Annotated in this window: 20 protein-coding genes; 5 read left to right on the top strand and 15 right to left on the bottom strand. The window is 52.8% G+C overall.

The window, feature by feature from the left end:
• Window positions 1-113: 113 nt before the first annotated feature.
• Complete coding sequence (locus tag M0651_RS00265) at window positions 114-986, top strand: helix-turn-helix domain-containing protein (RefSeq protein ID WP_248549865.1); 873 nt, start codon at window positions 114-116, stop codon at window positions 984-986.
• On the opposite strand, the gene M0651_RS00260 is transcribed toward M0651_RS00265, so the two are convergent.
• The 12 genes from M0651_RS00260 to M0651_RS00205 form a co-directional block, all read right to left on the bottom strand.
• Window positions 949-1,794: a GNAT family N-acetyltransferase gene (locus tag M0651_RS00260; protein ID WP_248549864.1), complete on the bottom strand. Its 846-nt coding sequence runs from the start codon at window positions 1,792-1,794 to the stop codon at window positions 949-951. The two genes, M0651_RS00265 and M0651_RS00260, sit on opposite strands and share 38 nt — an antisense overlap.
• Window positions 1,795-2,015: 221 nt before the next feature.
• On the bottom strand, window positions 2,016-3,485 hold the full coding sequence (locus tag M0651_RS00255; protein ID WP_248549863.1) for a sulfatase family protein: 1,470 nt from the start codon (window positions 3,483-3,485) through the stop codon (window positions 2,016-2,018).
• An 11-nt stretch (window positions 3,486-3,496) separates the two neighbouring features.
• Window positions 3,497-4,363, bottom strand: a complete 867-nt coding sequence (locus tag M0651_RS00250; protein ID WP_248549862.1) for a carbohydrate ABC transporter permease — start codon at window positions 4,361-4,363, stop codon at window positions 3,497-3,499.
• 44 nt (window positions 4,364-4,407) lie between these two features.
• Window positions 4,408-5,334 (bottom strand): carbohydrate ABC transporter permease, encoded by a 927-nt coding sequence (locus M0651_RS00245; RefSeq protein WP_248549861.1) that lies wholly within the window; start codon window positions 5,332-5,334, stop codon window positions 4,408-4,410.
• A 104-nt stretch (window positions 5,335-5,438) separates the two neighbouring features.
• Window positions 5,439-6,743, bottom strand: coding sequence for an ABC transporter substrate-binding protein (locus M0651_RS00240; RefSeq protein ID WP_248549860.1), 1,305 nt, complete (start codon window positions 6,741-6,743; stop codon window positions 5,439-5,441).
• Between the two features lie 240 nt (window positions 6,744-6,983).
• The gene (locus M0651_RS00235) at window positions 6,984-8,624 is read right to left on the bottom strand and encodes a response regulator transcription factor (RefSeq protein WP_248549859.1); all 1,641 of its coding nucleotides are present in this window, start codon (window positions 8,622-8,624) and stop codon (window positions 6,984-6,986) included.
• Entirely contained in the window at window positions 8,621-10,417 is a 1,797-nt protein-coding gene (locus M0651_RS00230; RefSeq protein ID WP_248549858.1) for a cache domain-containing sensor histidine kinase, read from the bottom strand. The genes M0651_RS00235 and M0651_RS00230 overlap by 4 nt, the downstream gene beginning before the upstream one ends.
• Window positions 10,418-10,587: 170 nt before the next feature.
• Window positions 10,588-10,935, bottom strand: a complete 348-nt coding sequence (locus tag M0651_RS00225) for a hypothetical protein (protein WP_248549857.1) — start codon at window positions 10,933-10,935, stop codon at window positions 10,588-10,590.
• A gap of 93 nt (window positions 10,936-11,028) precedes the next feature.
• Entirely contained in the window at window positions 11,029-15,942 is a 4,914-nt protein-coding gene (locus M0651_RS00220; protein ID WP_248549856.1) for a S8 family serine peptidase, read from the bottom strand.
• A 173-nt stretch (window positions 15,943-16,115) separates the two neighbouring features.
• Window positions 16,116-17,174 carry an NAD(P)/FAD-dependent oxidoreductase gene (locus M0651_RS00215; RefSeq protein WP_248549855.1) on the bottom strand — a complete coding sequence of 353 codons (1,059 nt, stop codon included), beginning with the start codon at window positions 17,172-17,174 and terminating at the stop codon, window positions 16,116-16,118.
• 129 nt (window positions 17,175-17,303) lie between these two features.
• Window positions 17,304-18,005: a PIG-L family deacetylase gene (locus M0651_RS00210; protein ID WP_248549854.1), complete on the bottom strand. Its 702-nt coding sequence runs from the start codon at window positions 18,003-18,005 to the stop codon at window positions 17,304-17,306.
• Window positions 18,002-18,313 carry a DUF1806 family protein gene (locus M0651_RS00205; protein WP_248549853.1) on the bottom strand — a complete coding sequence of 104 codons (312 nt, stop codon included), beginning with the start codon at window positions 18,311-18,313 and terminating at the stop codon, window positions 18,002-18,004. Before M0651_RS00205 ends, M0651_RS00210 begins: the two co-directional genes overlap by 4 nt.
• A 187-nt stretch (window positions 18,314-18,500) precedes the next feature.
• On the opposite strand from M0651_RS00205, the gene M0651_RS00200 reads away from it, so the two are divergent.
• The 3 genes from M0651_RS00200 to M0651_RS00190 all read left to right on the top strand — a co-directional run bounded on the left by M0651_RS00200 (window position 18,501) and on the right by M0651_RS00190 (window position 21,299).
• A complete protein-coding gene (locus tag M0651_RS00200) occupies window positions 18,501-18,845 on the top strand; it encodes an iron-sulfur cluster biosynthesis family protein (protein ID WP_248549852.1) in 345 nt (114 codons plus the stop codon).
• Window positions 18,846-19,084: 239 nt separating this feature from the next.
• Window positions 19,085-20,002, top strand: coding sequence for an aldo/keto reductase (locus tag M0651_RS00195; protein WP_248549851.1), 918 nt, complete (start codon window positions 19,085-19,087; stop codon window positions 20,000-20,002).
• 91 nt (window positions 20,003-20,093) lie between these two features.
• A complete protein-coding gene (locus tag M0651_RS00190) occupies window positions 20,094-21,299 on the top strand; it encodes an MFS transporter (protein ID WP_248549850.1) in 1,206 nt (401 codons plus the stop codon).
• Window positions 21,300-21,379: 80 nt separating this feature from the next.
• Here M0651_RS00190 and M0651_RS00185 read toward each other — a convergent pair whose 3' ends face one another.
• On the bottom strand, window positions 21,380-21,814 hold the full coding sequence (locus M0651_RS00185; RefSeq protein WP_248549849.1) for an NUDIX domain-containing protein: 435 nt from the start codon (window positions 21,812-21,814) through the stop codon (window positions 21,380-21,382).
• A 192-nt stretch (window positions 21,815-22,006) separates the two neighbouring features.
• Here M0651_RS00185 and M0651_RS00180 point away from each other — a divergent pair, with 192 nt between their 5' ends.
• Window positions 22,007-23,908, top strand: a complete 1,902-nt coding sequence (locus M0651_RS00180) for an FAD-dependent oxidoreductase (protein WP_248549848.1) — start codon at window positions 22,007-22,009, stop codon at window positions 23,906-23,908.
• Window positions 23,909-23,968: 60 nt separating this feature from the next.
• Here M0651_RS00180 and M0651_RS00175 read toward each other — a convergent pair whose 3' ends face one another.
• Window positions 23,969-24,553, bottom strand: a complete 585-nt coding sequence (locus M0651_RS00175) for a TetR/AcrR family transcriptional regulator (protein ID WP_248549847.1) — start codon at window positions 24,551-24,553, stop codon at window positions 23,969-23,971.
• A gap of 123 nt (window positions 24,554-24,676) precedes the next feature.
• Complete coding sequence (locus M0651_RS00170; protein WP_248549846.1) at window positions 24,677-26,257, bottom strand: methyl-accepting chemotaxis protein; 1,581 nt, start codon at window positions 26,255-26,257, stop codon at window positions 24,677-24,679.
• Window positions 26,258-26,548 lie beyond the last annotated feature (291 nt).

Genomic DNA, 26,548 nt, shown 5'->3' with positions numbered 1-26,548 from the left:
TTTTATCCTGGATATGGTTTGATTGTACTAAAGAGGCCGGCGAGTTTCTTGTATTGTGTTCACTCAAGTCATGTGCTATTTTAACATCAACATGTTGCGGAAAGGTGTCATCCATGCTGAAATATACCGAGGAAAACTATATTGACCCGGAAGTGCCGGTCAACCCGTTTCGGGTGGAATCATTGTCCCAAGTATCGCCAGAGCATACCCATGATTTTTATGAGTTCTTCGTGATCGAAGAGGGGCGCTGCCGCCATGTCGTCAATGGGGTAAGCCAATCGCTTCGTGCCGGCTGCCTGGTCTTTATCCGGCCCGAGGACGTACATAAATACGAGAGGGAGGGGGAGGAGGACTGCCGGTTTTACAATGTCCCCTGCCGCCATAGCTTGATCGGCGAGGCGCTGGCTTATTTGGGAGAAACGGAGATGGCCGGGCAACTGCTGCAGTCGCATTTGCCCCGGGTGGCCATGCTCTCGACAACCGAAGTCGGCGAATTCGTCGCCTTGTTCGAACGCATCAAGCTGTTGTCCGCCATCGATAAGCCGAAGGCCCGCATCGTCCTCAAAGGCGGGTTGGTCGAGCTTCTGACCCGGTACTTTTTCAACCTGGACCCGGTGAAGCAGACAGAGATCCCGCTGTGGCTGGAGCACGCCCTCGGTAAAATGCAGCTAAAGGACAATCTCCACCGCGGGCTGCCCGCCCTGTATGAATTGTCGGGAAGGAGCGTCGGCCACGTGAACCGCGCCTTCCGCCAATACCTGCAGCAGACGCCGACGGAATACCTCAACCAGTTGAAGCTGAAAGCAGCCCGCAACCTGCTGCTCACGACGGAGCTGCGCGTCGTGGAAATCGCCCTGGAGTGCGGGTTCGAGAACGTGAGCCATTTTTATCATCAATTCAAAAAATGGTATCGCCAGGCGCCCCTGGATCTGCGCAAAAGCAGCAACCTCAAACGCGCGTCGTCAGCCGGTAGTAAGGAAGGGTAAGCGTCGGCACGAAGCCGAGTTTTTGCGCAAGCCGATAGGAGCCCTCATTCCCTCTGCGGCAGGCCCACACCGGCTCCAAACCGAGTCTTAGGCACTCGTCGATCAAAGCCTGCGAAACAAGATAGGCATACCCCTTCCCCTGGGAAGCTTCCGCCGTCTCGATGCCGATTTCCAGCTGCCGCTCGTTCCGGTAAGCCGAAAACGCCGTCGCCACATGCGCTGCACCGCGCAGCAAGCTATATCCCAAGCCAGCCTGCTCAAACGCTGCCGCGTTCCGCCAGAAATGCTTCGGTACCACGGAGCCCTCGATTTGGTCGAACAACGCTCCGTTCGTTTTGACGAGTCGATGCTCCTCCGGGACCACAGCTGCCGTGGCAACCAAATACCGTTCCCGGTCAAATGCAAAGTTAACCCGCTCATGAATTTCAACGCAAGGTCCGGCCGGAACGGTACCAGCCGGCTGCGCTTCCCCTACGTGAATCAGCTTCTCCCCCAGCATCCCGCGAATTTGCCCATTCCACGCATCCGGGTAAACCTGCAGCCATTCGTCGGCGGTTCGCACGCGGTATTCATCCAGCAAATAAGCCCGTAAAGCCCGATTGAAGTTTTCTTTCTCCGTGCTGCCGTACAATAACGACATCCCATAGGGATGGACGACATAAAAAACCTCCGGCCGCGCCAAATCGTCGGCGTAAATCTCCCCTTCCGCCTCCCCGCGGACTACGGACTCCGCAAACAACCGGTTGATTCCGACCTCTTGCAGCGGTTTTACGGCTTTGGCGTAATCTCGCTTTTCCAATTTGTACAATGCTTTCCCTCCATTCGAGGCCCTGACGTCCCTGTATGATGACCAGTGCCGATTTTTAACCGCCATTGTAAGGGGGGAATCCTGGGCCTGGCAAGGAGAGATTTCACACCGGCACGTCTGGGGTAACAAACGAAAAAGCCCGGAAACCAAATGGTTGAAGCCATCAGTTTCCGGGCGGAAGAGACTGCCAATAACCCCGATCATTAAAGAGGTCCTTTTGTTCAGTTTTCCGCGAGTCCCAGGCGTTGGAATTGTTCCTCCGGCGCTTCGGCCCGCTTCATTTCTTCCTTAAGCAGCCCCGTCATCCGTGCTTCCGTCGCAGGATCAGTTAAAGGGTGCTGCTGGGCGTAATCGCTCCTGATATCAAACAACTGCGTTTCCATGACCCTGCGGTTATTATCGTAATGCTGGCCCGGCACACTTACCGGGTAACGGAATACCGGATGTACCGTGCAGGGCAGGAAACGTCCGCATTCGATGCTCTCCGCTCCGTCCCGGCCGAGAAAAGCACGGAATGTCGTCGGCACGGCCGTGTAGATGTAACACGGATGATTGTCGGCGCTCTGCGGAGAACGCATATACGTAAATTGACCGTCGGTCACGTTTACCGCCATGCCATGGTATCCGTAAATCGCCGCGTCGCGCACTTTCTCCTGCGTTCCCTCCAGCAAACCGCGAAGCGAATGGCCTTTCACGGTTTCCGGAACCGCCACGCCCATATAATCAAGAATCGTCGGCATCAAGTCAATCGTTTGCGTTAACCCCGAAATCCGTTTCCCACCGCTCACTCCGCCAGGCGGACGGATCATGAGCGGAATATGGGCCAGCTCGTTGTAGACATGCATTTGGTTCTTGCCGAGCATGTGGTGTTCGCCAAGCAGGAAGCCATGATCCGTGGTGAATATAAACAACGTATCCTCCCACAATTGATGGCGGTCCATCGTATCCAGCAGTTTGCCGAACCAGTGATCGATCATACTGAGATTGGCCGCGTAACGGACCTGAAGATGGCGTAAAGCATTCTCTGGCACATTTGCATCGCCGTAAGCTGGCCAGTCAAAACGGGGACCGTCATAATCATCCCCGTACCGATCCAGATAATGCGGCGGGAAATCAAACGGCTCGTGCGGATCAAACGCCTCCACCACTAGGAAATAGTTGTCTTCATCTTTATTCAGCTCCAGCCAATCGCAAGCTGCAGCCATAGTACGCGGCCCGGAAAAATCCTCTTCCCGCCGGAACAATTGTCGGTTCAACTCATATTGCCCCTCGACCCTCCCGAAATACGCTTCCGGTTTCTCCGGTTCGCTTACGATCGAATGCCATGGATCTCCCTCCTGCCCCCGATGGAAATCCCAGGTCGTAAACGACTGGCAGTAGTTTTCCCCGCCCCGCGCGAAGTAGTGGTAATGGTCCGTGATGATGTGGCTGAAAATCCCTGCTTCGCGCAAAGTATCCGGCAATGTCCGATCAAAGGGCTCGATGCCACCCCAGCCCTTTTCCAGGAAGGCCGTTCTTCCGGTAAACAAATCGCGCCTTGCCGGCATGCAGGGCAGCGAACCGGACCAATGCTGCTGAAATACCACGGATTTCTCCGCCGCTCGCTCTATGTTAGGCGTGCTTGCCCCGCCGCCGTAAGTGGGAAGGCTGCGACGATTTAAGGTGTCCATTAACACGAGTATTGTTTTCATCATGATCCCCCTCAGGCTTTCAAGCCGGTCGTAACAATCCCCTGCACGAAATATTTCTGAGCTGCGAGGAACAACAGAATCAGCGGTAACACGACCAAAGTAGTGGCGGCCATTAACAGATTCCACTCCACGTTTGTTTCTCCCCGAAAAATCGTAAGTCCCAGTTGGACCGTCCTCATCTCCGGCGTATTGGTCATAATCAGCGGCCACATATAATCGTTCCAGGCTGAAGTCGTCTTGAATATGGCCAACGTGGCCAAAATCGGTTTGCTCAGCGGCAAATAAATTTGGAAAAATACCCGCAGCTTGGATGCTCCGTCTATTTGCGCCGCTTCGTCCAACGCTCTCGGGAAGTTAAGGAAGAACTGGCGGCACAAGAAGATGCCGAAGGAACCGGCGATGAATGGCAGGATCAAGCCGGTGTAGCTGTTTATAAAACCAATCCCTCCTTGGCCGAACAGATCGTTTCCGCCTGCTAGGGGGAACTGCTTCATCATCAGAAAAGTGGGAATCATCGTCGTTTGGGCCGGTACCATGATCCCGATCAGGACGGAAAAAAACAACACGTTCCGACCTGGAAACCGCAGCCGAGCAAAAGCGTAACCGGCCATGGAATTCAGCACCAAACTGATGATTACGGTAATGGCCGTGACGACAAAAGAGTTGAAAAAGTACCTCGCCCAGTCTCCCCGGGATAAGGCTTCGGCGTAATTGTCAAAATGCCATTCCTTCGGAAACAGAGTAAAAGTCGGCGATTGGATCTCTCCCATCGTCTTGAAGGAGGTTAAAACCATGATCACAAAAGGCACAAGCATGACTACGGCCACGGCCAATAGAACGACGGACAACAAAAAACGGCTGTTTCGTTTGATACTCAAGCTCTCCACCTCCATCTCTAATCTAAAATTGCCCGGTCATCTGTTTAATCGACATCCAAATCGTCTCCCTGATTGCCATACCGGAAATTAATCAAGGTAATCGCCAGCGTGATGATGAACAACACGACGGCCATTGCCGAGGCATAACCCATCTGAAAGTCCTGAAACCCCCGCAAATAAATCTGATGTACGACCGTGGTCGTCGAGTTGAGCGGCCCGCCTCCCGTCATAATATTCACTTGCTCGAACACCATAAAGGAGTTGATGCAGGACATCACGAGAATGAAAAAGGTGGTCGGCTTCAACATTGGAATCGTAATGGAGAAAAACTGCTTTACCTTCGAAGCTCCATCCATATGGGCGGCTTCGTATAGGCTAGAAGGGATCGATTGCAATCCGGCCAAATAAACGATCATCGTATATCCAATCGATTTCCAGATGCTCATGACGACTACCGCCAGCATTGCCGTGTTCGGATTATAAAGCCACTGCATCGGATCAAAGCCGAACGTTTTGATCATTCGGTTCAAAATCCCCAACGCCGGGTCGTAAATCCACAGCCAGATCATCGATACAGCGACCATGGAAGTTACGTTGGGAATATATATGCTGGCCCGGGAAAACACGCGGCCGAACACTTTACCATTCAAGAGCGCGGCCAACACCAGTCCTAAAAACATCTGCGGCAAAATCGTCAACAAGGCATATATAAACGTGTTGTACATTGCCGTACCGAACAATTCATCGTGGAGCAGTCGTATGTAGTTCTGTAATCCGACGAACTGCGGTACGCTGTAGAAATTATAGTTCGTGAAGCTGTAATAAACCCCGACAAGAAGTGGGATGAAAATAAACAAGAAATAAACCAGATAACCCGGGGCGATCATGGCATAACCGATATAATCGATATTCGTCCCCCGCCTGGATTTGATCCGCTCATGTACCTTCGAGCCGGAAACCACCGATTTCATTCGAACCTCACCTCACATAATTCAATAATGGCTGAATGCGCCAGAATAGCGAAACGCCCGTGCGCGATTTTCCGGCAATCAGGCGTTCCACAATAAGGGCCGTGTTATTTTACGATCAAATTAGGCAACTCTTTGTTCAATTGCTCGACGCCGTCCTTCATCGCCTGCTCGGCCGAAACTTTGCCATAATAAGCAGACTCCAGATTCTGGCTGATAATCTCGGTCAGCTTGCCTGCATACGTTACCTTTGCCGCCCCCTTACCATACATAACGGCGTCGAAGATCGCCTGGTTGATCTCCGGTTTGTCGTTGATGTAATCCTCCTTCAAGGAGTTCAACACAACCGGCGCTCCCAGCTCGGTATAACGTTTCCAAGTTTCCTCCTTGGACAAGACCTGTTTCATGAATTCGGCGGCCAATTCTTTATTTTTGCTTTGCGAGCTCATAAACAGCAGCCTCATGCCGGAGAACGTCGCCTTTTGCTTTCTTTCGATCGGGCCGGATACGCCGATTTGACCTTGCAGCTCCGGGTGGTCCTTCTGCAAATTGGCGTAAGCCGTGGGACTGTCGTATGCGATCGCCGCTTTTCCGTTCGGGAACAGATTTTCGTTGGACTTAGTCGAATCGTTGGGGATCGTTACCCCCTTCGCCACGAGATCCGCGAGATATTCGGTCGCTTCGATCGCTTCCGGCGAATCGAACAACGGCTTATTATTCTCTTCGTCGATAATCAGACCTCCGTTTTGCAGAACAAAGGACTGCCAGAGCGTCCACCCGACTGATGTCGGGATGGCAAAACCCGCCAACGTGGTCGTATTGCCGTCCTTCTTCGTCAACTTCTGGGCATAATCGGCCAGTTCCTCCCAACTGCCCGGCGGCTTCTCCGGATCCAACCCTGCCTCCTTGAACAAATCCTTCCGCCACAACAATACGCGAGGGTCGGGAATAAAACCAAGCCCGTACAACTTCCCGTTATAATAACCCGTCTGCGCTACGCTTTCCATCAAGTCGGACTTGCCGTCCCAATCGGCCAAATATGCGTCCAGCGGTTCATATTGGCCCAAGCTGGCGCGCTGTGCTACGGAAGCCAGCGTATATGACAAGACGTCCGGCGCCGTTCCACTGGCATAGGCCGCGTTCAGCTTGGTCTCCATGTCGTTCCCAAACGGGGCCTCGCTTAGTTCTACCTTCACGCCCGGGTGGCTGGCTTCAAACTCGCTGATCACCCGTGACCAATACGCATTTTCCTGAGCGTCCGTACCCGCTCTCCAGAACGTAAGCGTCGTCTCTTTGCTGCCGTCCGACGCCTTTTCGTTTAATTTTTCCGTGCCCCCGCTACCGCAACCACTGAGTGCGGTTGTCGCCAGAAGGGTTACGCCTACCGCGGCTACCAACCATTTTTTCTTCATCCGTGTAACCTCCCTTTTTACTGTTTCCGGTTGTTGCAAGCCAAGTATACGACAAGCCCACCTTCTCTCAGTGACGGAGGATTCGGCTCTTTTACAACTTTGGTCCCTTCTACGGTCCATACACTGGCTGATATAAGAGTGCGCCATAGCACGATATTCGTCTCCCGTAACACAGCATTCGGATTGCCATCTGAATACGAAAAATCCGAACCCACGGGATGTGGATTCGGACAATCTCACCTAACGAGTCCTGCCTCCGCCCTGCATTTCCATAAATTCATAAGGGGAAACGCCGGCGTGCTTTTTGAATAGCTTGATAAAATAGCTTGCATTGGCATAGCCGACCTCCGCGGCCACGTCCGATACCCGCATCTGCCGCTGCCCAAGAATCTCCTTCGCCCTTTCCATGCGGACTCGCATCAAATACTCATTAAAGTTCAGTCCGGTTTCCTTCTTAAACAACTCGCTGAAATAGGTTCGGTTCAAGTGGACGTGCCCGGAAATTTCTTTCAATGAAATATCCTCGGCGTAATTGTGCCGAATATACTGGCAAGCCAACTCCACCGGCTCGGCATAACGGACACGGTGGGCTTCTATCATTTCCGAAACTTCGCGAAGCTGTTCTCGGGTCCAATCTGCGAGCTCGGGATATGTCTTCTTGTTCATGGCCTGACCGGCGGTTTCGCCAAGCACCTTATCTAGCTTATCCTCTGGCACATGAAGGCGCCGTGCCTGGTTAACCGCCTTGTAGATCAACTCAAGAAACAAGGTGCGAATGGGATTGGGTGAAACCGCCTTCTCGATTTCAACCACCCGCTGCAGACGTTCAAATTCGGCCAATGCTTCACCCGTTTGGTTATCCTCAATCCAGTTGGCAAATGCATCCGCATGCGGTTTAAGGCTGGCTATAGTTTTTTCTCCTTGTTCTAACCGGGTGTCAGCTTGATAATACGCGATGCCGCGGTCGCCGTAAAACCGATTGCGGTCAAGCGCTTCCATTGCCTCGTCGAATTGTTTCGGGAGAAAGGAAAGCCGTCCGTAAGGCATGCTGATCCCGATCGCGGTATCGATGCCAAGAAACCTCTTCAAATTTTCCGATACGCGGCTGGCAACCAGCAGCAGCAATTCCCGCTGCGACTTCATGCCGGAAGCCGAAACGTTGACGAACAGGAGATACACGTCGGGTTCGTACATAAAAGAACATCCGCTTCCCGTCTCATTCATCAAGGTTTCATTCAATACATTTATGACAGCGTGCTGCAGCAGAATCGGATCGACGATTTTCAACTGCCCTTCTTGATCAGGACGTCGAATGAGGCCGAGGATCAATAGAGTCAAGTTTTTCTCAGCCAACCCGATGCGAAAAAACTCCATTTTCTCGCCGAATTGCATAACCGCTTGCCCGCTACCCATCAGCAATTCTTTGAAATAGGCCGCGCGGAGCGCCTGCTCGTTTTGATTAAGTACATGCCGGAGCGAATTGACTTCCATGGTCCGGTTTCGCTCCAGTTCGAGATCCCTCCTGACTTTTTCCAGGATTTCCGTCAAACCGGTTTGCGTGATCTCCGCCTTCAGAACGTATTCGCTGGCCCCGAATTTCAACGCCTCGACGGCAAAATGAAACTCGTTGTAGGAACTGAAAATGACTGAACGAATCCCGGGTTGCTCCTCTTTTAGCCTTTTGATCAACGCCAACCCGTCCATACCGGGCATTTTCACGTCCGTGACCACCAGGTTCACCGGATGTATTGCGCAAAATGCCAAGGCTTCCTCTCCGTTGGACGCTTCGCCGATGATGCAGTATTCCCCGCCAAGCTTGTCCACCGTCATTCGAAACCACTCGCGGATGATCCGTTCATCGTCAACAATCAGAATATTCATCGCTGCTTCGCTTCCTCCAGATGATAAAATGCCGGAATTCGTATTTTGACCCGGGTGCCGCCTTGTTCTCCCGCAGCGAGCGCAAGACCGTATTTTCCTCCGAAATGTAGTTGAATGCGCTCATGAACATTCCGGAGTCCACCGCCATGCGCGGTTTCTTCATCTGCCGCCCTGCTTCCGAAGTTCGCTAGCGTTCCGGCGTCCATCCCGATGCCGTCGTCGGTTATCTCAAACAATACGTCCGCTCCCTCCAAATAGCCTCTAATCCGGATGGTCCCCTTATCCCGCTTCGGTTCAATCCCGTGAAAAATGGCATTTTCCACGATAGGCTGTAAGATCAGCTTGATCGTCCGGTAAGCGAGAATGGCTTCGTCGATTTCGTATTGGATATCCAACCGGTTGCCCTGGCGAATTTGCTGAATGAACAGGTAGTTTTTCAGAATGCCCAGCTCCTCTTCGATGGGAATCCATTCATCCGGCTTGGATATCGACTGTTTCAATAAGCGCACCAGCGCCACGATCACCTCGTCAATCGTCTCCGGCTTATGCTTGTATAACATGAACCGGATCGAGGCCAGCGTATTGTACAGGAAATGTGGGTTGATCTGGGACTGCAGCGCCTGGATCTCGGCTTGCCGCTTATTTTGCTGTTCCCGGGTCACATCGTGCATAAGTTCGTTCAGCTTAGCAACCATTTGATTGAACTTCCGGGTCAGCATGCCAATTTCGTCCTCGCCGTAAACCGGCGATCTGACCGACAAATCCCCTTCCTCCACCCGGCCGAAATCTTTGTGCAGCCGTTTGATCGGAATGGCGAGCCGCCGTGCCATATAATAGGAGGCTGCGAAGGACAGTAACGCCACGACGGCAAAAACAACCATAACGATCGTTTGGATCCGGTTGATCGAAGCCAGCACGGTACGCGTCGGAGTGTATGATACGAGCTTCCAGTTCGTTTTGCCGATCGTCTGGAAGGAAATCAACTGTTCGGTACCCAGCTCCCGATCCACGAAATAACCGGAATCGTAATGGTCTATTTTCTTGTAATAAGGACGGTTATTCAAATCAACGTTTTCCATAAACCTTTCGTTTGAAGAGACGACCTGACCATCATTGACGATGATGATCTCCTGATTTTCGTCCAAAGAACCCGCATAGAGATTTCTTAGCGTTTTTTCGTCAATGCGTATGATCACGAGCCCGATCGGAGCCCAGCTTTCGAACAGGTTACTGACCCGGACCGCATAAACCGAATGGTCAGCCGTTCCCGCCGGGCCTAGGCCCGGAATCGGTTCGGTAATCCACAAAATCCGTCCCTTGGCCTCTGTCGCCGTACGGTACCAGTCCTGCTCTACAATGTCCTGCAAACGTATGGAATGATATTGGGGATTCGTCGATAACTTAAAGCCATTGAGGCCAAGCAGAGTAACGTCATATTTGATGTTTCCGAAGGAGTAAATCGAGTTGGTCAGCAGCCGATCGAAAGCGGAACGAATCTGCGCTTCCTCGTAACTGTTTGGGGTAAAATGGGTCGAGAAACCGTGGGTGACCTCCGTGTTCAGATAAAAGGTGTTGGACACAGAAATGATGTCATCGATAAGCATGTCCGTCTTTTCGGAAATTTGGCCCAGCGTTCTTAAGTTGAGTTGGTTTACCTGCGACTCGATCGATTGCTTGGATACCTGGAACGAAACGATCCCGAACAGCCCGAGCGGAATGAGGATCAGGAACAAGGTCGAGATCAGAAACTTGTTTTGCACGCTGCTGTTACGAATAAACCATCTGCGAAACATCCACGCTCCACTCCCTGAAAAATCATTATTTTCACTATATCAAAAGAACGTTTTCAAAGATATATAGAAATGAACATTCCCGTAAGCGTAAATAAACCCCTGCCTATAGGCAGAGGTACGCTTGATCGAGAATCTCACGGAAACCGAGGCCAATGCTGCTTAGATCATTGTTACATCTTTTCCACCTGCACCAGCGTGACTTGTTTGACGGAGAACGTCCCTGCCAGCTTGTCCTCGGGGATCACGTTCAGCTTCACGAGTCCGGCTACCTTTTGCGCATCGGCTTTGGAAATCAACCGCCATACTTCGGGATCCGGAAGCGCTTCGTAGAGCTTATGGTCATCGTACTCCTTCCGTTCCTGGCGGATCGTTCTGACCCGGTATCCGTCCAAGTCCAGCTCCGAGATGCCTTGATCACGAAAATGGTCTAAAATATCCCCGCGCAAAGCAGCCAGCTCCTGCTCCGTTTCTTTCTGCAGTTGCTTCAATTCATAATAGCGATGCACTTTCTGATCCATTTAACCACGCTCCTTCAGGAAGATCGAAACCTACCTGATGTATATGAAAACCGCCGTCGGCATCATGCGCAACAACGGCGGTTCGATTCAATCTTATTTCGTGAAATCCTTAAAGATTCGGTAAACGACGACAGCCGCTTCGGCCCGGGTCGTTGGCAATTCAGCTTCGAAGCGGTTCCCTGCTTTGCCTTTCATGATGCCAAGGCCCGTAACTTTGGCTACCGCCTCGTTGGCCCAGTCCGGAATGCGGGCTTGGTCGGCAAAACCGTTCAGCGAACCGGCTGCCCCCGCAGATTGGCCCAATGCTTCCAGCGCCTTGGCCAGAACGACCGCCATTTCACCGCGGGTAATCGGCCGGTCCGGCGCAAAAATGCCGTCGGAGTAGCCGCTGATCAGGCCTCGGGATGTCGCAATCTTCACGGCCTCCTCATACCAGCTTCCTGCTGGAACATCAGTGAAGGAAACCGTGTTAGCATCGGTTGGATCCCCCTTCAGTTCCAGAGCTCGCACCAGCATGGATACGAACTCGGCGCGGGTCACCTGTGTATCGGGATGGTAGCTGCCATCGCTCGATCCGGCGAGAATGTCCTTCGACGCCAGGATTCCAATGGCATCCACTGCCCACGCGTACTTCTCGAAAGTCACATCGGTAAAGCTAACGTTTTTGGCTAGATAGATGTACCGGCTGAACCCGTACAGATTAGCAACAACCTTACCATCCGTTATTCTTCCGAAGAACTGGGTCAGCTGACCTTTATCTCCCAGCTTGAACAAGCTGATCTTTTCCCCTTTAATAGTCCTGGGGTTCAATGCTGTAAGTGGGATCGCCGCTTCGGCTGGTTTGCTGAGCGTGATAGGGTCCAGCGGTTTCCCGTCTTTCGTCAAAATGTTGATATCATAATAGATTCCAAACGGTTGAATCCCCGCCGCCAGCTTCAAGCCTTCCAGCAGCTTCTTCGTATCTTCCTCGGTCGCCGGCGTGACTTGAACGTAAGCGGCCTCCGGCGAAGTAATTGCGCCTGCGGGAATCGTCAGCGTAAACCCGTTCGGCAGCTTCACGACCGTAGGCTCGCCTGCCTTGATAGCTACGGCATCCTTAGGGATTGCCGGTGGAGCAGGTGGAGTTGGCGTCGTTGTTGGCGTAGAAGTGGAACCGCCGCTGCTCGATCCTCCCCCGCCGCTGCCGCCGCCATTACCTCCTCCGCCTCCGTTGTTAGGCGGGTCTGCCGGAGTGACCGTGACGGGCACGTGCTCCGTTATACCTTGGTAGGTCACGTCGATGGAGGTTGAGCCAGCTTTCACGCCCGTGACCAACCCCGTACTAGATACGGTAGCAACCTGCGGATCCATCGATTCGTAAACCGCATCCATCACGGTTATTTCATTACCTTCCTTATCCGTATACGTAACGCTCAGCTGAGCAGTGCCCCCGACTTTCAGCGGTAAGGAAACTGGGGTGACCTTCAAAGTACCATCAGGCTGCTCCGTAGGTTCTTGTACCGTCAATGTCGTGCTGAGAGTTTGTTCAAACTGAAGCTCATTCCCGTCTTTGTCGAATAATTTCAAATCACTTAAGGTAAAGGTGTAATCTCCTGCCGGGGCTCCATCAAAATGAAATACCGCCAAGGATCCCGTACCTGTATAACCATCCCCTGAGCTTAAGCTTTCCGAGAACTCATGACGTGTCAGTTGCGGCGATTGTTCATATACCGCTTCTGATACTGTCAAAGGAACCCCAGGAGCCTCCTTTTCCTGATAAGTGCTTAATTCTGGGCTAGGTAATACCTCACTTGCCGTTAGTTGATTGCTATAAACCAAGTTAAATTCTGCTCCGTAAACGGCGGTCGTAGCTGAGAATTGCACATGGAGATCGAACGGTTCATTAGGTTGAACTTGATCGGGCTCAATAACCGGGAATACGTAATCCTGCTTGTGCTGGTACTCCACAACATGAGCCGGATCCCAATACCCATTCCAATATCCATTCCCGGCCAAGTCATAGACGTAAACCTCGTAATAGTTGTCTCCAATTACAACCGGGACGTCGATTTTAAAGTTTCCTTGATTATCAATAGTCCCTATGCTTGTTTCGACCTCACCATTTGCGTTCAAATACAGCGCTTCGACGCCAATCACAACGTCCATATCCAGCCCACCTCCGGTGACCAGATAATTGATCAGCATATCCTCTGTAACTTCGCCGTAAATGACCCCGGTCTGACCGGAGCTCTTCACTTTCAATGCTGGCTCGTTAAGCTTGGAATTCGGCGCTGAAGTGTCGACATAGAAGACGTATCTAGAATCTTCCGAAGGAACCGATTCAAACTTGGACGGTCCGGTATAAGGGACCAGCAGGTATTCGCTATCAGGAAGCACGATTTCCTCATCGAATTCTCCGTAGATGATTCCGTCCCATCCGTTTAATGTGTAGCTTCCCGGATCGATGCCTGTATCTGCTTGAGCTATTACACCTAGCCAATATCCGTCCATATCATGGACTTCCAACGAGAAATACTCGGCGTATTCGTTCACCGTAAACGCGATATCTGTGGTATCAAACAGCCCATCGTCGTTTGGCGAAATCGGGTTGTTCGACAGTTCTACGTCCGTAATCACATCCTGCTGTGGTGTATCGCCGACATAAACCGCTACCGGCAGTTTGATCTCATGCCCGGTCGTCGTCTCCGTCAAAATCACTTCGCCTTCGTACCGCTCATTTGCCGCTTCTTCCGGCACGACAACTTCGACATCGAAGCTGGTTTCCCCGCCGGCGCTTACCGCGACCTCAGTTGCAGACAAATTCAGGTCAATCGTTGCATCTCCATACCACTGCGAGCGAACGGTGTAGTTGGAGGACGCACCTGCGATGTCCTTCACGATCACCTGTTGCTCGGCGGAAAAGCCGTTACCCACATATCCGAACGACAGGCTGCCCGTATAAAAAGTTTCCGGGACCTCCCCATCCACATATGGCGTCGAGTCCTCCACCATCGCTACCGCTTTGGCCTCCAGCACCTGATCCAACGCGATCCGCCCGGCTCCCTGATCCATATGCGTATAGCGGTCACCGTTTCGATCGCTCAGTTTCACCGTGCTATTCATCAATAAGGACTTGACTTCATAAGGCGTGAGGCTTGGATATTTCTGCACCACCAGTGCCGCTGCACCTGCAACATGCGGTGCGGCCATGCTGGTACCGTTCTGGGCGGCATACCAGCCCTCGTACTCCGGCACGCTGGAGCGAATGCTCATCCCCGGTGCGGAAATGTCCGGTTTGATGTCATACCCAGGTTTGGCCGGCCCGCGTGAGCTAAACCCAGCCATAATATCCTCTTCAATCGTCGAACTGAACTCGGCGGACAACTCCTGTGTTTTCAGAGCGTTCCGAATTCGTTCTCCGTAAGCTCCGGAAAGCGCGTAAACCGGAATATTAATCTCCGCATCCGCTAATGTCCCGCTTTCCAGTGCCTCCGGCGCGTTGTTGAACACGATCGCGGCCACCGCGCCTGAAGCTTGGGCGTTCAAGGCTTTATCCGCAAAGGAGATTTCGCCGCGTTTGATGAAGGCGATTTTACCGGTTAAGTCTTTTCCCGCATAATCCCCCGGCTTCCCTACCCCGACATCGACCAGCGGGTAAGACTCGGTCAGATCCTCAATTCCCGCGGATTTGTCGAACGTCTCCATAAAGAAGCCTTCCTCGCCCATCGCCGCAATCTGCATGATCGGCGTGACAAGCGGCGGCTTGGAAGCGCCGACGGTTATGGCCAGCTCCGAGCTGCCTGGATCGGTGACAGTTGCTCCTCCAGGTCCAGAGTTGCCGCTGGATACGACAGCTACAACCCCCGCCTTCATCGCATTGTTGACGGCGATCGAATCGGCGGAGCGCTGGTTATTGGTCTCCGAACCCAGCGACAAGTTGATGACGTCCATGCCGTCCTCCACAGCCCGCTCGATTCCGGCGATCACATCCTCCGTCGAACCGCTGCCGTAAGGCCCTAATACCTTATAAGCGTAAACTTCCGCTTCAGGTGCAACCCCTTTGACGCCAGCGAGTTCGTCTTTGCCTACGCCGCGTCCGGCTACAATACCCGATACATGGCTGCCATGCGAGGTGTAGTAAGCTCGACCGTCTTCATCCACCTCAGGCAGCGATGGATCCTCGGCCAGCGCATCCAAATAATCCTGCTTCGTCGTTTCATAAGGCTCAGAATCCTCGTTGACGAAATCATAACCCCAGTATCCCTCAGGAATCGCTCCCGACAAATCAGGATGGTCCTTGGCCGTGCCGGTATCGATTACGCCGACCTTAATGCCTTGGCCTTCGGTCCCTTCCTCCCAGAACGCCCCGCTGCCGATGAATGACACGCTGTCCAGCGGTGCGGCCGGAACCTCTTCTTCCTCAGTTGCATAAACCATCTCATTCGGGTATACCGCCTTGACGCCCGGGAGCTCCAACAGGCTTTCCACCTCGTTAGCCGGAATCGTCAATGAATACCCATTGAAAATATGTTCGTATTCGCGGTGAATGTTCGCCTTCAGTTTACTAACCGCCTGCGTCTTGAACGTTTGCTGTTGTAAATCAATCGCTTTTCTGTGAGAACTCAGCGATTGGCTCGAACGCGCTTTGCTCTGCGAAACTTCAAACACCTTCAAAGGCGCTTCCTGCAGCTCAACGATCACCGTTGTCGGTTCGCTGCCGTCCGTAAGTGGCACGAAGTTTTGCGGCTGAACCGCAGACGCATCGGCATCCCGGCGTTCCAGGGTTAATCCGTTGTCCACAGCGGAGGACTGCCCGGAAACTTGCCGTTTCTCTCTACCGCTGAGCTGAACCTTCGCGGCCTGATCCCGCAGCATCTCTTGAGTCACGGCATCCTGATTCAGCCGAGGAACGCCTTCCCTCCTTCCATCGGCTCCCGCCAAAGCGCCGCCTTCTGCTCCCGCCATCGGCAGCAGCAGCGTAAACGCCAGAATGAAGCTTAAGATTCCTGCGACGACTCTCTTGCTCAAACTCTCATCTCCCTCACCATTCATAGTTTTCAAGGAGCCTATACAAGCTGATACCTTTATATCTATTGGTGAGGTTTCGATATATTCCCATTTTCATGGTAAGGAATCACAATAAGGATATAAAAATACGCCTACCCATTTCAGGTAAGCGCATCCATATCAAGTAGATTCAACTAATCTGCCATCGCCGCAAACAGTTGCCTTTTTAGTTCCCGATTTTTCTCTATGAAGAGATCATTATGCGAAGAGACCATCCCGTAAGCCTCCGCCTCTGGGGTGATATATTGTTTGGCCCGGTTTACGGCGTTGGCTGCATCCTGGAAAGCCCCCGCGATCAAATGCAGCTTGCCTTCATAAGCCAAGATATCCCCGGCTGCAAAAATCCCCTCCACCGAAGTTTCGCTCAGGGGAGTTCCTGCGACCCCGTACTCATTTGCCATGTTCATTTGAATTTCACTATTGTCCAGCAGCGCTTTATCCCGTTCATATCCATGACTCACGACGACTTCATCGACTTCCAGCTCGACGATGGAGCCATCCTCATGATTTTGAATCCAGACGCTGTGGATCGCTTCCCCGCCCTTAGCCCCGGTCAATTTCACAATCGAGGTGTTCAGCAGACAGGCTACATGACTCTTCATCAGCTTCGAGACCTCCGCCTCGTGGCCTTTCAGCACTTCCTTGCGATAGGTTAAATACACTTTCTTTGCAATCGGAGCCAGCTCATTCGCCCAATCGATCGCCGTGTTTCCTCCGCCTGAAATCAGCACGGTTTTCCCTTTGAACCGGCCTAACGATTTCACCGTATAATGGAGGTTCGTCACTTCAAACCGTTCGGCTCCTTCGATTTCGAGCTTCGTGGGTTTCAGGATCCCGCCTCCAATGGCAAGAATGATCGTCTTGGAATAATGCGGGGTGCCCGATGCGGTGTGCAGCGTGAACGTGCGATCTGCGTTCTGAGAAATCGACGTCACCTTCTCCCCAAGCACGACTTCCGGCTGAAACGTCAATCCCTGCTGGGTCAACTGTTGAATCAGCTGTTCCCCGGTAACCGGCGTCAGGCCGCCGATGTCCCAGATCATTTTCTCCGGATATACATTCACTTTGCCGCCGAGAAAAGGCTGATATTCGATCAGCTTCGTTCTCATCTCGCGCAGGCCGCTGTAGAAGGCGGAATACAACCCTGCCGGTCCTCCCCCGATAATCGTGACATCAAACACGGTTTGTTCCATCGTCGCAACCTCTCCTTTTAATCACATAAGGAAGTGAAAATTCACTAGGATGGAACCATCGTATCATATCTAATTGAGAATGAAAATCATTATTATTTGAAAAATACCCCTGGAACCGTCAAGTCAATCTTAACCAAATAGCGAATCCTTCCCCGATTTCGACTGGCTGCCGCGGATGAAATATTCGTAACGGCCCAAGTTCCGCAGCGCTTTGTCATCCCGTTGCCATACCCATTCCATTAGCTCCGATTGGCAGCGGTGAGCGCGAAAGGCAGCCAGCTTGGCCTTCAAATGCTCTTGTACATCCACGCGAGCGATGTCGCCCGCGGTATAGCCGTACTTGTCCGGCTGCAGCATCATGTCGCCGAAAGAAACAAAATACAGCGCACCTTGATTGTACCGGCGAAATGCTGCCGTTGTCGCTTTACCAATCGCGCAGTGGTCCGGGTGTCCACCCAATGTCTCGTGGAACGTGAGCACCACATCGGGCTGAAGCTCTCTCATCAGCTCCTCGATCCGTCCGATAAGCAGCTTCTCGTCAATGAACTCGACCGTTTTATCACGGATATCGAGGAACTTCAATTCGTGTACGCCCAAATGGTCGCACGCCTGCCGCAACTCGATTTCCCGGGCCGCCGCCAGCGTCTCCCGGTTTAAATAAGGTGGATTCCCCATCCGCCGCCCCATTTCGCCGCGAGTTGCACTTACTACCGTGACCTCCACACCTTCGGCGGCATATTTAGCTAACGTGCCTCCGCAGATAAACGACTCGTCGTCAGGGTGGGCAAACACCGCCAGTAGCTTACGTCCCATAGTTTGTTGTGTATTCATTCCGGAAACGGCTCCTTTCCCAAATGCAGTGCGACGTCCATACGTCCCTTGTCGTCAAAGCCCTCCAGCAGGAGACGCCCTTGCTCGTCAAGCTCGAAATGGGTCAGCCCTTCGATGCGCAGCCAACCCAGGCCGTCAAATCGCAAAGCCGCCCGGTAAGGTCCGTCCCCGGCAATAAAGGCAGCGGTCAGGTTCACCTTGAAATTACGGACAAACAGATACGAAGTAGCTTCACTATGCAGATACACGTCCGATCCGACAAAAGCATTTAGCAGATCTTCCGCATGTTTCTTCTCAATGAGATTCATGTGGGCATGCATTCCTTTTCGTTGTATTTGTTGGCTACCAAAATCACAGTAACTATTATACGCTCAGGGTCCGGTTGCACAAGTGACCTTTCCTCAGTTGACAAATCCCTTCAAATTGATTATTATTAAATTGTAAACAATATAATTTTACGAAATGTATAATAGAACTCAAAGGATGTGTGTCGCGATGAGAGTAGACATGACGAAGGATACGAAAGAGAAGCTGCTACAAACTCTAGGAGGCCGGCCTGGATACTTCAAGCTGTTTGGTGAATCGGAAGGGTGCAGCGCAGCCGGCGTGTATTCGCTGCATCTGATCAGCGAACCGCTCCCCACCGACATCGCGTTTGAATCAGACGGCTTCACCTTCTTGGTGGATCGCCAGCAGGAAATTTTGTTTGACGACGTGATGCGGTTGCTTGCTCATGACCCCTTCCCAACCTACCGTTTAAGCAGCGATTCGATGTTATATAGCAACAACGTCGTGCTGAAAGACAAACGCGTTGCCGCTCCTAGCGAAACCGTTCGCTAACACTAAGATTCCTATTCCTTTCCGCTTTCGGCTGCCGGGATTCATGACCCGGCGGCCTTTTAGCTGTTATCCCCACGCTCCTCGCCCTGCTCTTGAAACCGTCGTCCTTCTATGTCACAATGATGGGGGCATCCAGGCGCCAATCACGCATTGCTGTATTGAGAGTTGTTTCTCTCCATCTACATAGCTGCCCGGGTGACCGTTCATCTATTCCTATTCAACTGAGGAGGATCCGACTAATGAAGACCATCAAGCTTGGAACAAGCACGCTGGAAGTCCCCGTCATCGCTGTCGGCTGCATGCGCATCAACTCGCTGGACAGAGCCGGTGCGGAACGTTTCGTGCAAACTGCGCTGGAAGAAGGCGCGAATTTCTTCGACCACGCGGATATATATGGAGGCGGCTCCTGCGAGGAGATTTTCGCCGATGCGATCCACATGAACCCGGAAATTCGGGAGAAAATCATCCTGCAATCGAAATGCGGCATCCGCCAAGGCTCCTTCGACTTCTCGAAAGAGCATATTTTATCGTCGGTAGACGGTATTTTGAAACGCTTGAACACCGAATATCTTGACGTGCTGCTGCTGCATCGTCCGGATGCCCTGGTAGAACCCGAAGAAGTTGCCGAAGCGTTCGACCAATTGCATACCGCGGGCAAAGTACGTCATTTTGGCGTCTCCAACCAGAACCCGATGCAAATCCAACTGCTGCAAAAATACGTTAAACAGCCGATCGTCGCCAATCAGCTGCAGCTGAGCATCACGAACACCACGATGATTTCGGCCGGCATTAACGTAAATATGGAAAATGAAGCGGCTGTTAACCGCGACGGCAGTGTGCTCGACTTCTGCCGTTTGAACGACATCACGATCCAACCTTGGTCGCCGTTCCAATACGGATTCTTCGAGGGAGTCTTCCTCGGCAACGAGAAGTTCCCTGAGCTGAACCAGAAGATTGACGAAATCGCCGCGAAATACGGCGTTACGAACACAACCATTGCCATCGCGTGGCTGCTGCGCCACCCGGCCCAAATGCAGCCGGTGATCGGGACGATGAACATCGATCGCTTGAAGGACTGCATCCAAGCCGGCGAGATCCGCTTGACCCGCGAAGAGTGGTACGAAATTTACCGTGCTGCGGGCAACATTTTGCCATAAGCCAAGTCGTCCCTACGCGAAACAACCTAAGCCCTGTTTCTTACGGACTTAGGTTGTTTTTTTGCCAAAATTCCCGAAAGGAGGCGTTCGAATGCCATCCGGAAGCACACCGATTCTGTTGAGTCGGTTTCTGGTGTTGACCCTGGCCGTCACCGCCGGCATCGCCGTGGCGAATCTTTATTATATCCAGCCGCTGCTGGCGGAAATCGCCGCCGCGTTTCACGTCACGCAAGCCCAGGTTGGTTATGCCGCCACCTTGACCCAAGTCGGATATGCGCTGGGGATGCTGATGATCCTGCCGCTGGCCGATATTCGCGAGAAGAAATCGTTGATCCTGTTCATGCTCCTCTGCTCCGCCGGCGCCTTATTATTTCTGGCGTTTGCCTGGAACAGCGCCGTGTTAAGCATCGCTTCTTTCGCCGTAGGCTTCACTTCCGTAGTGCCCCAACTGATCGTGCCGCTCGCTGCACAGCTGGCCGACCCGAAGGAACGCGGCCGGATTATAGGCACCGTCATGAGCGGACTCTTAATCGGGATTCTTGTCTCCCGAACCTTCAGCGGACTTGTCGGGGAATACCTTGGCTGGCCGGCCGTCTATTTTATCGCCTCTGGACTCATGATCCTTCTGGCTGGCTTTCTGACATTCCGTCTGCCCAAATCCCCGTCCGCAACAACGGCCGGTTACGGGGCTTTATTCCGCTCGATGGCCTCGCTTATCAAGGATCTGCCGCTGCTTCGCGAAGCGTCGCTGAACGGCGGCATGATGTTCGCCGCCTTCAGCGTGTTCTGGACGACGCTGTCGTTTCTGCTGGCCGAACCCCGCTTTGGCCTAGGCCCTGACGCGGCCGGTCTGTTCGGCTTGATCGGCGTCGTCGGAGCCTTGGCCGCTCCGGTTGCCGGGCGGATGGCCGATCAGCGCAGCCCGCGCTTCACCATAGGCATCGGTATGGCCGCGGTCATCCTCGCCTACGTCTGCATGCTGGGCTTCGGCTATGCCTTGGCGGGGCTGGTTGTCGGCGTGATCCTGCTTGATCTCGGCGTCCAATCGACGCAGATCTCCAACCAGGCCCGCATCCACGCCATCAGCGACGAAGCCCGCAATCGTATCAATACGATCTACATGGTTTCGTATTTCGTCGGCGGCGCCCTCGGCTCCTGGGTCGGCTCGTTCAGCTATGCGCATTTCGGCTGGACCGGCGTGTGCATCGCCGGCCTGCTAACGCAACTCATCGCCGTTTATGCGCAGGTGCGCGGGCGGCGGCGCGAGCTGGGCAGTAGATCGGACGCATCGGCGTAACGGAACGTAAAGACCTTATTCCGCTCGAAATCACGTCTACTAGGTGATTTGGAGGAAATAAGGTCTCCTAGTTCCTTCTGTTAATCCCCAGCCAACTCCCGTCGCTTCAACGCTTCGACCGCTGCCACGGTAAAGCTCGCCAGCTTGTCCGGCAAGTGATTCAGCGGGAACCACTTCATCGCGCCGATGGCTCCCCCTTCTTCCATATTCCGAAGCTCGCCGCCAACAATCACCGCTTCGTAAATCACCGAAGCCCAGTGTTCCTTCTTTTCCGGTCGGATCGTCTCCGCCGTACATAATACCCCCGTTACTGCGATATCGAGGTTTACCTCTTCCTTGATTTCCCGCACGATGCCGTGCTCCATCGTTTCGTACAAATCAACTTTTCCGCCGGGGATGCTCCACGTGTCCTTTTCCGGTTCCCGATTGCGCAGCACCATCAGGGTCTCCCCGCGGTCGTTCCGAATCACCGCACCTACACCCAATCGAGGGACAGCGGTTTCCGTCGTTTTCATGCGTTCCCCTACCTCTCTATGGCGATCTCCCAAGTCAATCAACGGGTTCTATTATAAAGCAAAACCTTTTTCTTTGTTTTGTGAATTTTTTCACTTTAATAGGCAAGGAATCGCGCTATTCTGATACTGACCACGGTCACTGACTTCGGTCATCGAACGCGGCCAAATTAGGGTTGAAGGGGAGTTTTGGATATGAAATCTTGGATTAAGCCGGTAACGGCGGGCTTATTGGGCCTGGCACTCGTGCTCGGCGGCGCACAAATCGGCAGCAAGTCCGTCAGCGATGCCAATGCCGCTGCTGCTGCGAGCAGCAAGACGGGCACGGCGACGGAAAAAGGGTTCGGAGGCGACGTCAAAGTTTCACTGACCGTCGAAGGCAAGAAAATCACCAAAGTGACGATTCAAGCGGACAAGGAAACGCCGGAAGTTGGGGGTGCCGCTGCGAAAAAGCTGCAAGAGCAAATGTTAGCTAAGCAAAACATTGAATTGGACGGCATCGCAGGCGCATCCCACACCTCGGCCGCCGTATTAGCTGCCGCTAAAGCAGCGCTGGCGCAAACCGGCCTGAAGCCTTCCGACTTGCAAACGGTTACGACAGGCGGCAAGGTACATACCGCTACGGCGGACGTCGTAGTCGTTGGCGGCGGCACATCGGGAACGGCCGCTGCACTGGCCGCAGTTCAAAACGGCGCGAAGGTGATCGTGCTGGAGAAAACCTCCGCGATGGGTGGTCTCTTAAACTACGCGATGGGCATCGCTGGTACGGAAACTTCCCTGCAAAAGAAAGCTGGAGAAACCGTAACGACCGAATACCTGTTTAACTATTTGGAGAAATACAACCATTACCGTAGTAACGCCCCGCTGCTCAAAGCGGTTCTCAACAAATCGGGCAGCACGATCGATTGGCTGCAGGCCAATGGCATCGGATTGCGGCTGAGCCTTGGGGTCAACCAGAAGCTGCACGTCGATTCACCAAAGACCTATCACCTGTGGACGAACGCGAAAGCGGACTTTGCCAAGCTGCATGAACGGATGCAAAAAGAACTCGGGGTGGACGTTCGCTTCAACACGACCGGCCAATCGCTGATTACCGATGCCAATGGCCGCGTGACCGGGGTCACCGCTACCATGGAAGACGGCAGCACGCTGAAGGTTAGCGCGAAGAACGTCATTCTCGCAAGCGGCGGCTTCGGTGCCAATGAAGAGATGTTCAAGGAGAAAACGAAAGTCAATTATTACAACTATTACGGGTGGGGAAACAAAGGCGAAGGCGTAAAGATGGCCTGGGCAATCGGAGCCGACGAAATCGGCAGCGGCGTGATCCAAATCCACCTAGGCGACCTGTCGGGGACGAAAGGGATCTTCGAAAATTACAACGGTCGTCCAACCTTTACCGTCAAAGATCTGCCGCTGTTCTGGGTGAACAAAGAAGGCACCCGGTTCGTGGACGAAGGGGTTGTGTATGATAACGTTCTGTGGGGCAACGCGGCCTACTCCGCGGGAGGCGAGTATTTTGCCGTCATCGATCAAGCTACAGTCGATAAGCTGACCAAAGAGGGCAGCAATTTGTGCGGCGCTTATCAAGTGAACGGGGACGGCTTATTTGCCCAAGGGCGCAACGACGTCAACAAGTTGAAGACCGCTCCGATTAAAGATTTGCAAGCTGATCTTGAAACATTCGCCAAGGACGGCGTTGTCGCCATCGGCAAAACGATTGACGATTTGGCGGCCAAGACGGGCATGAATGCTGCAAAATTGAAAGCATCGGCACAAACCTATAACCAAGCCGTAGCGGCTAAGAAGGATACTTTGTATTACAAGGACCCGGCTTACCTGCAATATACGATTGAAAAAGGTCCATTCTACGCCATCCGCGTCAGCGGTTCGACCTATGGGTCGATCGGCGGCGTGCGCGTTAACGAAGACCTGCAGGCTCTGACCGCCGAAGGCAAAGTCATTTCTGGCCTTTACGCGGTTGGCAACGATGCCGGTGGTTTGTATGACAACAGCTACCCGGATGTGGAAGGCCTGACGATGGCATTTGCCGTCAACTCCGGCCGAATTGCCGGGGAACATGCAGCCTCCCATAAATAGTAAGGAAACAAAACAACCCGTTCCTCCGCGAGACTGCGGGGAAACGGGTTGTTTGTTATTTCATGAACGGATCGCATTCATCATAAATTCAAAGTAATCTAACCCTTCCTGCATCAAATCATAACCTTCGCTGTCGGCGATCCAATATCGGACCAGGCCGAGATTGCCGTCCGACCAATAGTGGCCGATTTTCTCCGGATTCAGCTCTTTGCGGAAAGCCCCTTGCTCTTGTCCCAGGCGGATGTAACGCTCGATAAAGCTATTATGCAAGTCAGACACATCCCCGCTGGAGAATTGAATCGTATGGATGATTTTGAAGATCTCCCGCGACATGGCCGGCCCGCATTCCATAACCGTGTGAAAATACAATCGGGTATACTCACGAAGTTGCGGCTCCGCCGGCTGCGTAACATCAACTTCCAGACCGTGGAACAAACGGACGTTAATGTCCTTCAGAATTTCGATCGCAATCTCACTCTTGGAGCTGAAATGGGTATAAAATGAACCCTTGGCCACCTCGCTTTTCTGGCAAATCTGCGAGATCGTGACCTCGTCATATCCGTAGGCCGTAATCAGCTCGATCGAATTTCGCAAAATTTTCTCTTTGGTCAGCAGCGATTGCTGCTCCCTTTTTTTCAATGCCATGGCTTGCCCCTCATTACCCGGCTAGAATTCCTAACCGCAGCTCATCGTTCTATTCTTGTTTCAGTGTAACGGATGTTCTGCTGGAGAGGCAAGTTCAGCTCGCTGCCTAGGACGGAGTCCAAATCAAAACTTGAATTGTCCAACCAGACGATTTAAATCGTCGGCGACTTCCTTCATCTCCCCAGCCGAAGCGGACACTTGCTCCATGCTAGCCAATTGCTGCTCGGTTGAAGCGGAGATTTCCTCGGTAGCTGCGGTGGATTCCTGAGCGATCGAGGAGATGCTTTCGATGGTGCCGATGACCTCGTTCTTATCCTCGTTGACTTGGGTGATTCCATTGATCAGTTCCTGCATCCCCGCGATCATATGGTGAGTCTTCTGATCAATTTGTCGGAACGCTTGGCCGGTTTCTCGCGAAACCTCACTCGTCCGGGTGATGACCTCGGCTCCTTGCTGCATGAACTCCCGGGTCTTCGCGACTGCTGCCGCCACTTCCCGTGCCATATCCTCGATCCCCTGTACCGAACCCGTCGTTTGCTCAGCGAGCTTGCGGATCTGTTCTGCCACAACTGCGAAACCTCGCCCTTGCTCACCGGCTCTTGCGCTTTCGATCATGGCGTTCAGCGCCAGCAGATTGGTTTGTTCGGCTACGGCCTTGATCACCGTAGTGACCTGGGTGATCGATTCCGACTTCTCGCTGAGATCGTTCACCTGCTCCTCGATGTTGATCGTCACTTCTGCATTTTCACGGATCGCCTTCTGCAACTGTTTCATGCTGCTCATGGTCGTTTGGTTAGCTTCCTGCGTTTCCTCGATGCTGGACTTCATTTGGTCCGCCCGCCCAGTAAGCGATATGATCTCCTCGGCCAAGCGATTCAATCGCTCAAGCCCTTCCTGTGCGTTCAGCGCAAGGTCTCCCGACCCCGCCGCCAGCGCATCCGTTGCGGTCGAAATTTCCTTCGCCGCCTGCGAGCTCTCACCGATCATGACTGAAAGCTGCTGCGAACCGGACGTGACTTGGCCGGCGCGAAGCTGGATGTTCTCCATCATCCCGCCCAGCTTGCTGCGCATATGGGCCAAATCCGCCGCCATTCTCCCGATCTCATCCTGACTATGATGCACAAACTCCTCCGAGAAATCCCCTGCGGCATAGCTCTTGATTCGTTTAGACATCGCCGTAATCGGCCGGATCATCTTGCGTCCCATCAGCAGGCCCAAGGCTACCGCTAACAGCAGTATGACGAGCGAAATTACAATCGTTTCGAACAACGCTTCCCGAATCTGATCGTACATGCTCTTCAGCGAGATCCCCACGTTTAATGCGCCGGAGAGCTCCTTGCTGTATGTAAAATCTGTAGAGATATTATAAACCTTCTCCCCGCCGGCGGTTTCCAGGATGCTACCCTGGGTCTCTTGATTCGAAACCACGGTGGTTAAATCCGTGCTCGTCGAAGTTGCCGAGGCTGAAGCAGTAACGTCCGTCGCCTCTGCATCGTTCCCTTCCCGGGTCTGACTATTGTCGGACACGATCAGATTCCCTTTCGCATCAGAGAGGGAGATATAAACGATGTTGCCTTCCCCCTCCTCTTTGATCGTCTGGAACACCTTCTGAAGTTGGCCCATGTCTAGCAGCTCGTTGCTAATGATCTCGCGTTTGATATTGGTTACCAAGGTTGTTCCATCGCTTTTCATCTGGCTGGTCATCGATCTTTGCACCTCGTAGTAGGACACCAGTGTGAAAGAAACGGCGCATACCGTCATAAGCAACACAATCATTCTTACCAATTTGGCGATAAGCGAACGAGATCTGAATCCCTTGAACCATCGGAATGGATTTCCTAGCCTGAACATTATAATTCCACCTTTGATATTATTTTCACATATAGGATGACTTCAACAGCGCTTGCATATTTGTCAATTAATACAAGCGAAGCTACCTTTCTAATTTTAACCAAAATGAATAATATCACAGTGACTATTTTAATAGTTCACATG

Origin of the sequence: Paenibacillus mellifer, assembly GCF_023195895.1 — a bacterium.
GTDB classification, from domain to species: Bacteria; Bacillota; Bacilli; order Paenibacillales; family Paenibacillaceae; genus Fontibacillus; species Fontibacillus mellifer.
This window is presented reverse-complemented; position numbering and strand designations above follow the sequence as displayed.